The 11882-nt window shown below is 52.2% G+C and carries 14 protein-coding genes and 1 tRNA gene; 11 read left to right on the top strand and 4 right to left on the bottom strand.

The window, feature by feature from the left end; all coding sequences use genetic code 11:
• The first annotated feature begins 335 nt into the window (after nt 1–335).
• The gene (locus J2W17_RS02375) at nt 336–602 is read left to right on the top strand and encodes a hypothetical protein (RefSeq protein WP_307328596.1); all 267 of its coding nucleotides are present in this window, start codon (nt 336–338) and stop codon (nt 600–602) included.
• A gap of 273 nt (nt 603–875) precedes the next feature.
• Here the strand turns inward: J2W17_RS02375 and J2W17_RS02380 are convergent, their stop codons facing one another.
• Complete coding sequence (locus J2W17_RS02380; RefSeq protein ID WP_307328599.1) at nt 876–1565, bottom strand: crotonase/enoyl-CoA hydratase family protein; 690 nt, start codon at nt 1563–1565, stop codon at nt 876–878.
• 307 nt (nt 1566–1872) lie between these two features.
• Here J2W17_RS02380 and J2W17_RS02385 point away from each other — a divergent pair.
• From J2W17_RS02385 to J2W17_RS02420, 8 genes are all read left to right on the top strand, one after another.
• Nucleotides 1873–1962, top strand: a tRNA-Ser gene (locus J2W17_RS02385).
• 1121 nt (nt 1963–3083) lie between these two features.
• Entirely contained in the window at nt 3084–3602 is a 519-nt protein-coding gene (locus tag J2W17_RS02390) for a hypothetical protein (RefSeq protein ID WP_307328603.1), read from the top strand.
• Nucleotides 3602–3895, top strand: coding sequence for a hypothetical protein (locus J2W17_RS02395; protein WP_307328606.1), 294 nt, complete (start codon nt 3602–3604; stop codon nt 3893–3895). Before J2W17_RS02390 ends, J2W17_RS02395 begins: the two co-directional genes overlap by 1 nt.
• Nucleotides 3896–4265: 370 nt before the next feature.
• Complete coding sequence (locus tag J2W17_RS02400; RefSeq protein WP_307328609.1) at nt 4266–6446, top strand: hypothetical protein; 2181 nt, start codon at nt 4266–4268, stop codon at nt 6444–6446.
• Between the two features lie 52 nt (nt 6447–6498).
• The gene (locus tag J2W17_RS02405) at nt 6499–6732 is read left to right on the top strand and encodes a hypothetical protein (RefSeq protein ID WP_307328612.1); all 234 of its coding nucleotides are present in this window, start codon (nt 6499–6501) and stop codon (nt 6730–6732) included.
• A 32-nt stretch (nt 6733–6764) separates the two neighbouring features.
• A complete protein-coding gene (locus tag J2W17_RS02410; RefSeq protein WP_307328616.1) occupies nt 6765–7169 on the top strand; it encodes a hypothetical protein in 405 nt (134 codons plus the stop codon).
• A gap of 30 nt (nt 7170–7199) precedes the next feature.
• Complete coding sequence (locus J2W17_RS02415; RefSeq protein WP_307328619.1) at nt 7200–7373, top strand: hypothetical protein; 174 nt, start codon at nt 7200–7202, stop codon at nt 7371–7373.
• Between the two features lie 132 nt (nt 7374–7505).
• Nucleotides 7506–8639, top strand: coding sequence for a hypothetical protein (locus tag J2W17_RS02420; protein ID WP_307328622.1), 1134 nt, complete (start codon nt 7506–7508; stop codon nt 8637–8639).
• Between the two features lie 185 nt (nt 8640–8824).
• Here the strand turns inward: J2W17_RS02420 and J2W17_RS02425 are convergent, their stop codons facing one another.
• Nucleotides 8825–8965, bottom strand: coding sequence for a hypothetical protein (locus J2W17_RS02425; protein ID WP_307328625.1), 141 nt, complete (start codon nt 8963–8965; stop codon nt 8825–8827).
• Nucleotides 8966–9529: 564 nt separating this feature from the next.
• Here J2W17_RS02425 and J2W17_RS02430 point away from each other — a divergent pair.
• Together J2W17_RS02430 and J2W17_RS02435 are read left to right on the top strand one after the other, a co-directional pair.
• The gene (locus J2W17_RS02430; RefSeq protein WP_307328628.1) at nt 9530–9910 is read left to right on the top strand and encodes a hypothetical protein; all 381 of its coding nucleotides are present in this window, start codon (nt 9530–9532) and stop codon (nt 9908–9910) included.
• 81 nt (nt 9911–9991) lie between these two features.
• Nucleotides 9992–10744 carry a recombinase family protein gene (locus J2W17_RS02435; protein ID WP_307328630.1) on the top strand — a complete coding sequence of 251 codons (753 nt, stop codon included), beginning with the start codon at nt 9992–9994 and terminating at the stop codon, nt 10742–10744.
• A 290-nt stretch (nt 10745–11034) separates the two neighbouring features.
• Here the strand turns inward: J2W17_RS02435 and J2W17_RS02440 are convergent, their stop codons facing one another.
• Nucleotides 11035–11451, bottom strand: coding sequence for a response regulator (locus J2W17_RS02440; RefSeq protein WP_307328633.1), 417 nt, complete (start codon nt 11449–11451; stop codon nt 11035–11037).
• A 223-nt stretch (nt 11452–11674) separates the two neighbouring features.
• On the bottom strand, nt 11675–11848 hold the full coding sequence (locus J2W17_RS02445; RefSeq protein WP_307328635.1) for a hypothetical protein: 174 nt from the start codon (nt 11846–11848) through the stop codon (nt 11675–11677).
• Nucleotides 11849–11882 lie beyond the last annotated feature (34 nt).

The raw sequence follows: 11882 nt of genomic DNA on the forward strand, positions 1-11882 counted from the left end.
TGCTCCGTGGGCCCGCCGCGATCGGCCATCCATGGCCGTGCGCGGCTAACCCGGCATCCATGCCGGGTTGCCCACTACGCAGAACCTCCACTCGGCCTCTCGAGGCGGCGGTGCATCAAGATCAAAAGCTGCAGGCGAGCTAACGCTCGGCCTGATGAGTGGTGAAGAGCGAAAGCCGTACGCCAATCCTTTATAGGAGCCGGCTTGCCGGCGAAGGCGTCCGTTCAGTCAAAAAATTTTCCAGCTGACCCACCGCTTTCGCTGCGGTACGGCGGATCCGACAAGCCAGCTCCTACAGTTGAACTGTGTGATGCCCAACACCAGGTTCGCTGAAGTTGCTGTTGCTGTTGCTGTTGCTGTTGCTGTTGCTGTTGCTGTTGTTGTTGTTGTTGTTGTTGTTGTTGTTGTTGTTGTTGTTGTTGTTGTTGTTGTTGTTGTTGTTGTTGTTGTTGTTGTTGTTGTTGTTGCTGCTGTTGCTGTTGCCGTTGCCGTTGCCGTTGCCGTTGCCGTTGCTTTGGCTTGGCTTCAGATCTGCCGCCCCTTTCCCAGAGGCCGAACGCAGGCGTTGCGCAGGGGGCACCGCGGCAGGGATGCCGCGGTAGCCGCCCCCGGCCATGGATGGCCGATGGCGGCGGGCCTCCGGAGCAATGCCGGAGTGAGGGCATGCCGAGCCTAGGCGAGGCACCGAATGGCGGGGCAAAAGCCCTTGGTTACTTGGGGCTTTTCCAAGTGACTCGCTGTAAGAGCGAAACCGTCAGCGGCCGTTACCGCAGAAACGGATATGTACCCCAACCCACCCAACCCCCAAAAATCGCCATCACCATAAACAACATCACACCACGATGGTCAGACCATCCAACAGTGCAGCATTAGGCTCAACCCAAATGCTCCTGATCCAGGATGATCGCGTTATCCAGCGTCTCCAACAACGCCTTGCGCACTTTGAGCTTGGTGTTCTTGTGCGCCGTCATATTGATCTTCTTCAACTGACGCGCCGCTGCCAGCGCCGCACCCTGCAACTCTTCAGCCGACACCACCAGGTCAAGGAAACCGGCATCCACCGCGCCCTGGGGATTGAACATCTCGCCATTGATCACTGAACGGTGAAACGCCGATTTGCGCAGGCGATCACGGGCAATCTCGATGCCGGCGTGGTGCATGGTCATGCCGATCTGCACCTCGTTCAGACCAATGCTGAACGGGCCGTCGACACCAATGCGATAGTCCGCCGACAACAGCAGGAACGCCCCCTTGGCCACTGCATGCCCCGGGCACGCCACGATCACCGGGAACGGGTGCGACAACAGACGACGGGCCAGGGTCGAACCGGCCGTCACCAACGCCACGGCTTGTGCAGGGCCGGACGTCATCACCTTCAAGTCGTAACCGCCGGACAGAATCCCCGGCGTACCGGTAATGATCACCACCGCGCGATCAGTCACCGCCTGATCCAGCGCAGCATTAAATGCAGCAATCACGTCTGGCGAGATCGCATTCACCTTGCCATTGCTCAAGGTCAGGGTCGCGATACCGTCTTCGAGATGGTAGGAAATCAACTCACTCATGACGCTATTCCTTTCGATAAAGTTGGGCAGACGTTACCCACCGCCATGGGCCAGGTAAAGCGCTATGACTGACCCGCCAGTCACCCTTTCCCCGCCAGACGCGCGTAGCCCGCGATGCTGGCAGGGTACTGCCCTCTATAAGGAGAGGGACGGCAAGCCGGAGATTGGCAGGTTTGCCATGGCCAGAAACCCGTCGCCACGACTAAATCGCTAACCGCATGAAAATTCTGCAAAAAAAGTTTGCCATCGGAAAAGCTTTCGACTACATTAGCGCGCCTCGACAGACAGAACTTGTTTGACGAGATACGGTGAAGTGTCCGAGTGGCTTAAGGAGCACGCCTGGAAAGTGTGTATACAAGAAATTGTATCGAGAGTTCGAATCTCTCCTTCACCGCCACATTCTAAAAGCCCCCGCAAATCAATGGTTTGCGGGGGTTTTTCTTTTTCAATTGTACTACTCAATTGTACTACTCATCCCTAGAGTCCCTGGATCATCCGATCCAGGCTGAGCACTCGTCGCGATCCCCTCGCTGCACACTCGATCCAAACCCAATCCCCCGAGACACCTACCGCTAGTCGAATAGTGTCAATCAGCTCATAGGCAACCCTTTGCATGTAATCAGACGAGCGGTGATAGGTGCTAAATGCCCTGTAGCCATTGGTTATACTGGACTGTAGGCGATAGGCGATTAAGTAATCCATTCTTATAGCGAAAAAAGAGTTGCGCTTTGGTGAGATATATGTTGACAAATTGTCATGTGTGCTTTATAATATAGCTATGGAAGGGAGGGAATCTTCTCTGTCCCGTTCGATGCTGATCCTTCCAAGTCAGGTCGAGCAGCCGCCCTGAGAAGGGTTCCTGACGTTCCATCGGGTAGCGTGGCTACATACTTGATAGACAGTCTGATTAACTGTCGCCGTTACCGCCGTAGACGATAGGGTTAGCTTTGCCCAACGGCCACAAATTCGGCTACACCACATCAGATACCCCTAGAAGGCCAGACCCTGAACTCTGGCCTTTTCGCTATCTGGATGTCCTTAACGTAAACATCACATCCCACTTCACACACTTCCAGCCAAGGAGAACTTATGGCCGTAGAACGCCTTTGCCCGCAATGTGGCAAGACACACCGAGTAAGACGTATTACCAAGATTTACTGCTCGACCTTGTGTCGGGTTAACGCAGCCAATGCAAGGGCACGTGAACTAGTGCAGTTACCAGAACAAACGAGTCCAGGGCAATCATTAGGAGGACACCCGCATGAAGGAAGACCAGAAGCGCCAGAATACCGCTGAGTATTTGAGGGCATACATCGCCCGTCACATGCACCACATGACACCCGAGCAGATAAGTGAAGAGCTTCAGGTGCCACTGTTTGCCGTTAAGCTACATTGGCCTAATCCCGCCAGGTAGTCTACTTCGCAACACCAACAACCAATCGTAACGACTGATCAGATCGATCAGCGGACAACTATCGCCCGCAATCGGGCAACCCTACATCTAAGAGGAAACAAACAATGACAAGTACAGTGCTAGCCACAGTGACAAAACAAATGATCGCTGAATGCAAAGCCGAGGCCGAGCGTGCCTACCTTAACCGAGTTGGCGGATACGCTGAAGACGTTCAATCTGAACCGGATCGACACGGGAACTATCCACGCCGTATGTTCCGTGGTGCTCAGGAAGAGTTCACAGCCCAGGGTATCAACGCACTCCTTGACCTTGTGTTCGAGAAAATCTCCCAGGGTTATAAGCGATGCGATACAGAAGCCTCAAGCTATGGAATCAATCACATCGTGTACCTGACTAAGCCCGACAGCCAGATTCAGGTTGAATTGCCTGATGTGTTGAAAGAGGCTGAAGCTGAGTTGCGTGCACGAGTTGAGAAGGCCAATGAGGCAATCATTGCCAACACTGTAGCCCAGCGTAAGGCCCAAGTATTGAAAGAACGTGAAGAGGCTGCCAGGGCCGCTGATGCCGCACTTGAAGCTGAGCTAGAGGCCGAAGTGCGTGCTGCATTGAAAGGAGCTAAATGATGTTGGAGTCGACTACCAGAATCCTAACGGAAAGATACGATCCAACTAATCCGCTGCTGCAATGGGTAATTCATCCAGGGGAAGTAGAGCCCGATCCAGTGGAAGTGCAGAAGGCAGCAATCACCCTGGAACAGTTGATTATCAAAGTCAGACACGAGCTATTGACATCCTGGGGGTTGGACGCATCAGGTCGCCATGAATTCGCTGACGATATTGTCGCACTCACTGCTATTCAACAGCTTTCGGGATACAACGTAACTGATCTACCACCAGCGTATAAGGAGAAGGCATGAGATACACCCTACAACAGCATCTGAGCCGCCTGGATGCAGACACCCACAGGAGTGCATACTTCCTGGCAACTACGGACAACTTCGACTCTCGCAGGCTCAGTAAGGCTCTCAGAGAGCGTATGCGGGCAATGCTGGATGTGTCGAAGTACACAGCAGTGTGGGCTAAAGTTGACGGCGGAATCCTGTTCACTGTCAGCGGGCCACTTGTAGTGGCAGAGATTGTGTCTAACTTCTTGTCGGCATACCGTGAGACAGGTGGTTATACAGAGTCCCTGTTGTACCGTGGGCCAGCTCGTAGACGGTTCCATGATGTAGTGCAGGCACAGCTAGAGGGATATGTGCAGTCTGCTAGAAGTTACGGTGCAAGCCGATGAGCGCCGAAGTTATTGCAAGGCTCACAGGCTTACTCAACTTTCAAGTAGACCTATCCGGGTTGACCCGTTTCAATGCCAGCCTTAACCAAGTTGAACAACGCATGAAAGCGATGTCCAGGCAAGCCGATCAACTCGCCGCTAAGCTGGGGATGTCGCCGAAGGCCAGGGCACAGAGACAGGATGCATCACTACGTCACGGTTTGAATCGGGAGCTACAGTTAGAAACTGCTGTCGCCAAGGCCAAGCGATACACGATGACTGCTGAGTTGGCACAACAGAAGCTACAGTTTGCCGGAGCCAAGCAAAGTGCATTCTTTGCAACCCAGGCCATCAAGGACAAGCAACATGCTGCTGTAGCTGAAGCCAAGGCTCATAGGGCACAAGTTGAAAGATTGAAGGCCCAGGGCCAGGAGATCAAGAACACCGCCTCCCTGGCAGCCGCCAAGGCCCGTCAGATGGTGTTAGAAGAACGATTAGCCCAACAGCAAGTTAAGACTGCAACGCTCCAGCAGAAGCACGTACAGAGCCTCACAGTAACTCAGCGGGTTGAGCTGGCACTAGAGCAGGCCCGTGAACGTAGTATGCGTGCTGCACAGAAGTTCCAAGCCGCCCAACAGCAAGCCAAGTTACGTGACCAACGCCAGACAGAGGCACACCAACAACGGACCGAACGATTTAACTGGGCAGCCTCACGTCAGACGCACTGGGAAGCTAACCGCAACAATCCGGCCAAGGGTGCTGACTTCGGCCTTGGTAACTTCTCCATCGCTCTTGGGGCGGCTGGTGCAGCGTTATACGCCATGACCAGTGCTGTTGCCTATGCCAATGAGCGAATCAAGCAACGCCAGACAGATGCTAGTGCAGCAGAGTCGCTAGATACAGCCCTAGAGACTGCTGGCGGTAAGAACCCACTTAATCAGAAGAGGGCTCGTGAGTCGTTTATCGAAGTGTCCAACAAGTATGGGCAAGAGATTAGCGTTGAGAGCGCCAAGGTTTTTGCCAACTTCGTACAGACACAGATTGCGATAGGCAAGACGCTGGATCAGGCATTGAAGGTTTACGAAGATCAATCTGCTGTTTTCCGTGCCGCTGATTTGGACAAGGAACAACAGAAGAGGGCGGCGTACCAGTTAGGACAGATCAGGGCCAAAGGCAAGCCAGAGGGGGGTGATGTAAACGACTTGTTCGATGCTGTCGGTGGTCCTGTAGCAAGTTCCATTCGACAGGCAGCGGCAACACGATTGAAGTTCAAGGGGAAGACTGAGGAACAGGCAGGCTGGTTCAAGAAGGCTGTAACTGACGGGAAGATTTTGGCGAAAGACTTCGATCAGGGCATGACCAACTACCTGGGGGCAAACCAAGACGTTCTTGCCAAGCAGATGAAGAGTATTGCCGCTGACCAGCAGCGTGCTGACAACATCAAGTACATGAACGCCAACGAGATCAACAGCAGCGAAGAGTTGAAGGGTGTTATCCATGAACGTATCCAGGCAGAACGAGAACTTGCGGAGGCAATGAAGCCGGTCAACGCTCTTTTCCTTGACCTCGATATTGGTCTGACCAAGTTGAAGACGGCAATCGTTCGCTTCATGACCGGCCAGGATGCTGACGGTAACGCCACCACACCTGAACAGAAGTCCGCTGCATTGGCTACAGCAGGTGGTGCCGATGGGATCATCACATTACCCAATCAGAACACTAAGCCTCAGACAGAGCAACAGCGCCTGGATGCCAACGCTGCTGACCCTGTTAGCAATGTGTGGAACTGGATGTTTGGTGGCAAAGACCCCAAGGGAATCGCTGAAGAGAATCGGACTCGCTGGGGAGATGTGAAAGTTTCAGAGCCGAATCTATTCGGTTTGAACCAACTGTCACTCAAGGTGGACAACTTGCTGAAGACAATCGGAGCGGATGAGTTCGAGGTGTTTGATGCAAGTTCAGCTATGAAGCGTGCCGCTTCACAGTCGCAAGTGAAGTTTCCAGGATCGCAGCAGGATTCAACTGCCACTCCAGGGCCAGTTACCACCAATCACATCACAGCCCCTGTCAATATCACGATCAACCCCAAGTCTGAGGCGTCTGCTGAAGATATCGGGAAGGTTTCCAGAGAAGCGGTGCGTGATGAGATGGGCAAGATCGTGGGTCGTATCAACATCGACAACTCAGAGTCCCAATAACAGCAGCCCGTGCAATGCGGGCTGTTCCAATAACACACAACAAGGAATTTACATGAACACCACCATTCAAGCGTTGGTTGTGGCGACGATGATTCAAGTTATCGCCATGTTCACCATGAACGCATACCTCTTAGATCGGACCACTGACCATGCAAGTCGGTTAGTGCAGCAACACCGGACTGAAGTACAACAGCAGTTTTCGGATGAGCGTCAACAGATGAAGTCGTTCGTTATATCGACTGTTGAACGTGAAGTCAGCAAAGCTGTGCACAACCAAACCAAATAACCCACACACCACATACATACAAGGAATTACACATGACATTCGAATCAGTAACAGACGTTAGCATTGACGACCTCTATCGTGCACTTTCTAGGTTCGGAGTGCTTCAAACAGCCGAGCTAGGATATTTCCATGCGATTAAACATGGCGACAGCCTGCCGATCCTCTTCAAACTGAGTATTCCAGTTGTAGGCGATCTTGAAAATTCCTATGGACCGAACTGGGCAACTGGCACCATCGACTACAGCGACAAGGGATTAACAACTCCGCCGAAGCTCCTAGGATTTCTAGAAGGCATCTCTGCTGATCATGCAGGAAGTTTTGACCTGATCAACATTACGGCTACCAGTGTTGATTATGTAGTTCGTCAAAATGGATTTGGGTCTGGTGTGGAAGCGCTACCGCTAGATGCAACATTCACGATCATCGCCCTGGGTTAACCGGGGCTACACCACCACAAGGAGATTCAAATGAACACGTTATTTGAGACAGCAAGTGAGGCGATGAGTGCCGCATATGAGTTAGCCAAGACCACAGGGAAGCGTGTATGGCGTCACGCAGTTGAAAGTAAGTATGGAGTCACCCGCTACATCATCTCATTCAATAAAGACCCTCAGAACGCACTGGGGAGCCTCGCGGCATGAAGACTTGTACATGTCGGAACTGTAACCACGTATTTGCCGCAGTCAAAGTAGAAGTATTCTGCTCTGGTCGCTGCCGACACACATACACACTAACCAATCCTAAAACCCCTGCTAACCGCGATGGAGCAAATCATGACAACAGCAACAATAAAGAAACCTGTTAAGACACAACGCCGCCCAACATGCGGATACTGTAAAGAACGCTTTAGAACCACCAGTGCAACAAAATCGTTCTGCACTCCCGAATGTCAAAAAGCCGCTAAGGCAGCTAAGCGTAAATCCAAGAACATCAATGATGCAAGTCACTCTGCATTCTTCTATCATCTCGTCAGTGAGGTGAGGCGTGCAGGGAATATGGTTGTTCTTCACGGGCATACACCTGAGTCACTAGCTGAACTTCATGCGGTGTACAAGCAAGCATTCCGTGCAAATCAGTATGGTGATGTTAAACACTTCCATATGTCGCACATTGCCTCAGTGAAAGGAAATAACACACTTGGCCTGCTACACGCTCATAATCTTGTCATCAGTCCAGCAGCATTGAACAGGGCTCACGGAGTGAAGCATTACGGAGCTGGGAAGTACATCAGTCGAACAAGCATTGATCCCCGCCATTCTGTCGCTAAGGATGAGCGAGAGGGTGCAGTGCTTGTTCGATTGATTGCTTACCTGGGAGAAGATGTTGTTGCTGCTGCTGTCAAGTTGGCGAACATCAAGCCAACAGATGGTCACAAACACCTTGCATGGCTACGTGATAACTTGGACCCTACTAATCCTGAGCATGCGGTACATCTTGATTCAATCGAGAAAATGAAAGGTAAGCAGTTAAAAGACCTACGTGCTGAAATCGAAGGCAAGGAAGTGCAGGAATATGCGTTCAAGCGTACTGTGCACAGTGATTTCGCTGTTCTCAGTGTTGAACTGAATCGCCATGCAGTGTTTCGCCCTGAGTTACAAGAGTTCGCTGAACGTCTACAGCAAGTTTCAATGGCGAAACGTAATCCATGGGTGGTGAATGAAGAAGACATTCAGGCTCTATTCGACATCCTGCACGGTAGAGATGTTGAGGAGGTGCAAGACGTGTTAGATGAACTCCTTGTCCGCAACTCCGTAGGTGTCGCTCTGAAGGTCGAGCCAGAGGCTGAAGTTATCGAATACGCAGAGGGCGTGATTGAGCGCATCTTCGATTACATGCCGCTTACTATTCCACTGTGCAGATTCCAAACTGAAACAGGTTGGTACTACGGCAACGCCACACCATTCTAAATGAGAGGCCCCGCCAGCAATGGTGGGGCTTTCTCGTGCCTGGATTAAGGAACTAAGCTTCCAGGTAAGATACGGTTGTTCTAACCGTTATTGCCGCAGCCCTTGTATTACGTGGCTTGTAGCCATTTTTAGTGGACATACAAGGGCGAGGGAACGGAGTTCCAGGGGCGATTAATCCGTCCACCCTAGCTATGCTTGAACACTTCCCGCTCACTTGTTGGCGGTGTCTCTTCGTCTGGCTCATACCACTTGGTCACACCATAGACCATCAACAGCCAGATGATGGCAATCATGATCAGCAGCGTAATGAATTTGGGGAGGTTCATGGGCATGTTCCTTGTGATATTCAATGACTTCTCGATTCTTCGCTAACGGTTGGAAGTGAGAGAGAAGGCTTTGACGTGGCTACCACTATTACGCCCGATACAAAGGCAAACCAAGCAACACACACTATTAGGAGGAGGATGACGATCTGGTAAGGTTTCATGTCAATACTCAGCTCCTCACGTAGTGATCTAAGACAAGCAAGGCTTTGAAGACTAGACCATTGACGTGGCATTGATAGGGCAGTTGGTCGAATTAAACCTCAATTAACCCCCAGTTATTCCCCATATACGTCCGGTTTTGTTACAACTGTTTCATCCATGTAATTTGTTCGTTGCTCTAGGGGCTGCATTCCGTAAGGGCTGGCGCCTGTTGTGGCTAAGCTTTCTCCCTGGGGTGCACTCAAGTTGAGTTTTTTGCACCAATTTGCAATATGACGCCCGCAATCCTCAAAAAATGCGTGACGGCAGCCACGGAAGGTGCTAGGCGTCTCTGTGATATGATATGTCAAGCGAATTCGGAATTATCGGATGTCCGGTAGTCCAATCCCTCGCTGGATGCTGCCAATGACCATGCTCACCGCCTCACAACGCCAAATCCTTGAAGACATTGCCAGCGACAAGACGAAGGGGTGGCAGGAAGCCCCGGACGTCTTCGGTGATCACCAGATGTTGTATGAGGCTGGTTTAATTGCTGGGGTTAACGCCTCTGCTGACGATGGGTTTGGCCTGCTTGATATGCGGTTGACCATGGCAGGGCAACAAGCCATTGCTGTTCCCACGGTTCGAGCCGGAGTGGTTCGGGAAGAGTTGAAGGTGGATGTGCCGGTGGTTCGCCCACTCTGGAAGCGTTGGGGGTTTTGGAAAGCAATCATTGCGGGTGTCGGTAGTGTTGTCGCCTTCGTTATTCTCGTATGGTCGTTCTATATAGAAGTTTGGTTGAAGTGAAAAAGTGACTATTACAAACCTAGAACGACCGATCTAGAAGTGGTATATTGGTCCCCAGGCGAACATTCAGAGGGCTGAGACATGACCACCACCCAGGCTAAGACGATCGATGTAGTGATGTACTGCCGTGTTTCCAGCCAAGGGCAGGGTGAGTCGGGTTTGGGTCTTGAAGCTCAGCGTGAGTACATCGACCGTGCAGCCAAACAGAATGGCTGGAACATCGTCGGTGAGTTCGTGGATGTCGTGTCGGGCAAACTGGCAATTGAGGATCGCCCGGAAGGGAAGAGGGCATTAGCAGCGTGCAAGGAACTGGGTGCACAGTTGGTTGTTGCCAAGCTCGACAGGCTATCTCGTTCGGTCCACCACATTGCCCGCCTGATGGAACAGATAGAATTCAAAGTGGCAACCATGCCTCATGCCAAGACCTTCGAACTTCACCTGTTTGCAGCACTGGCCCAACAGGAACGGGAGTTCATCGCTAACCGTACGAAGGAGGCTCTGGCAGCACTACAGGCCCGTGCCGATGAAGGTGATGTGGAGTCGGTAGAGAAAATCGCCCGTCGTACCGAGGCATTGAAGCTAGGTCGTTCGGATGAAAATCGGGCTAAGGGCACTCAGGCTATTCAAGAGCGTGCAAAACTTTGGCTGAAGTCGGTACGTCCACACATCACCGAATGCCTGCACGACAACGGTGACACTCTGCAACAGGTAGCCGACTGCTTGAATGTGAAGGGAGTTACCACAAGCCGTGGCGGTAAGTGGTCAGCGATCCAGGTGAGTCGAGTGATGAAGAGTCTTGAGCTTCAGTTCCCTTCGAAGATAGGTGTTCTCTGACGTCTTCCAGGCCCGCTGTAGCGGTGTTCATCCTACATTCCGGCCAAGGGTAAGCACTGTTGCAGACAGCCTGGAGTGGTGTTGTAGAGCCTCTGAGACTGATCGAGAAGGGCGCCAAAGGTTATTTTGACGAATCAGACGTTTCCATTCACCACGTCTGCACGCCGCTTGATGGTCCAGGTAGAACCGAGTGATCCCAGGGAAAAAACACCCCCCACCCCCCGTACCCCTTCTATATATAGAGGTCCAAAAAAAAATACGGGCGCCATGGATTCTGTGGAAAGTCGCTTTCACTGCTTCGGAGTATCCCCAGGCGGAACACCCGGCTGAAGTGTATTCGCCACCGCCATCACCAAACCCTCAAGCGTCCATGGCTTCGCAAGGAAGTTGGTAGTGGGAGGCAGCCCGATGAAGGTGTCAGACCAGCCGCTGGTGATGATTGCCGGTATCTCAGGCCATCTGCTATGGGCAAGCGCCGCCAGTTCAGCGCCTTGAATCTGTCCCGGCAATCCATGGTCAGCGATGATGAGTGCACATCTGGTGTGCGACGTGAGCATGTGGATCAGTGCATCATCGGCATTGCCGAACGCCACACAGTGAGCGCCAACTTCCATCAGGATTTCTAGCACCAGGCTACGTAGGAGTGCGTCATCCTCCACCACCACGATTTCACCGTCGATGGGAGGAAGTCGATAATTCACATCCATGCTGTGGGGTCCAAAGTCAGCTCTAGGTCTTCCAGTCTTTCACCTTCGACGTGTTGGGTCCATTGCGTCGCACATTCGCCCTGGCGGGCGAGAAAAGATTCTGTGGAAGCGGCTTGGCGAAACTCGGGCACCAGCGCTGCTGTACAATCCCGCCGTGTTCGCCTGCATTCGGTTTACAGGGTACAGTCCTGGGTGCAGGCGGGCCACTGCATCACTTTCACGATCAGTGGAGAACTCTATCCCGCGTGGCAAAGTCTAGAAGCGCTTCCATTGCGTCAGGGTCAGCAAGCGCTCTACGGATTATTATCTTGGTGAGTTCAAGTCTGGCTTCATAGCTGTCGCCCTGATCATCGTGGTGTTCCTGTGTGACTTCTTCGTTCTTTTCGTCGCCTTCCATCTTCTGTTTCTCCCTTCGGCTGATTGTGCGTGCT

This window comes from Pseudomonas lini (genome assembly GCF_030812475.1).
Lineage (GTDB): Bacteria > Pseudomonadota > Gammaproteobacteria > Pseudomonadales > Pseudomonadaceae > Aquipseudomonas > Aquipseudomonas lini_A.

What these genes read in the sequence shown, in the direction of transcription:
- J2W17_RS02380 (WP_307328599.1), bottom strand. Translation starts at nt 1,565, where the DNA reads ATGAGTGAGTTGATTTCCTACCATCTCGAAGACGGTATCGCGACCCTG.
- J2W17_RS02390 (WP_307328603.1), top strand. Translation starts at nt 3,084, where the DNA reads ATGACAAGTACAGTGCTAGCCACAGTGACAAAACAAATGATCGCTGAA.
- J2W17_RS02395 (WP_307328606.1), top strand. Translation starts at nt 3,602, where the DNA reads ATGTTGGAGTCGACTACCAGAATCCTAACGGAAAGATACGATCCAACT.
- J2W17_RS02400 (WP_307328609.1), top strand. Translation starts at nt 4,266, where the DNA reads ATGAGCGCCGAAGTTATTGCAAGGCTCACAGGCTTACTCAACTTTCAA.
- J2W17_RS02405 (WP_307328612.1), top strand. Translation starts at nt 6,499, where the DNA reads ATGAACACCACCATTCAAGCGTTGGTTGTGGCGACGATGATTCAAGTT.
- J2W17_RS02410 (WP_307328616.1), top strand. Translation starts at nt 6,765, where the DNA reads ATGACATTCGAATCAGTAACAGACGTTAGCATTGACGACCTCTATCGT.
- J2W17_RS02415 (WP_307328619.1), top strand. Translation starts at nt 7,200, where the DNA reads ATGAACACGTTATTTGAGACAGCAAGTGAGGCGATGAGTGCCGCATAT.
- J2W17_RS02420 (WP_307328622.1), top strand. Translation starts at nt 7,506, where the DNA reads ATGACAACAGCAACAATAAAGAAACCTGTTAAGACACAACGCCGCCCA.
- J2W17_RS02425 (WP_307328625.1), bottom strand. Translation starts at nt 8,965, where the DNA reads ATGAACCTCCCCAAATTCATTACGCTGCTGATCATGATTGCCATCATC.
- J2W17_RS02430 (WP_307328628.1), top strand. Translation starts at nt 9,530, where the DNA reads ATGACCATGCTCACCGCCTCACAACGCCAAATCCTTGAAGACATTGCC.
- J2W17_RS02435 (WP_307328630.1), top strand. Translation starts at nt 9,992, where the DNA reads ATGACCACCACCCAGGCTAAGACGATCGATGTAGTGATGTACTGCCGT.
- J2W17_RS02440 (WP_307328633.1), bottom strand. Translation starts at nt 11,451, where the DNA reads ATGGATGTGAATTATCGACTTCCTCCCATCGACGGTGAAATCGTGGTG.
- J2W17_RS02445 (WP_307328635.1), bottom strand. Translation starts at nt 11,848, where the DNA reads ATGGAAGGCGACGAAAAGAACGAAGAAGTCACACAGGAACACCACGAT.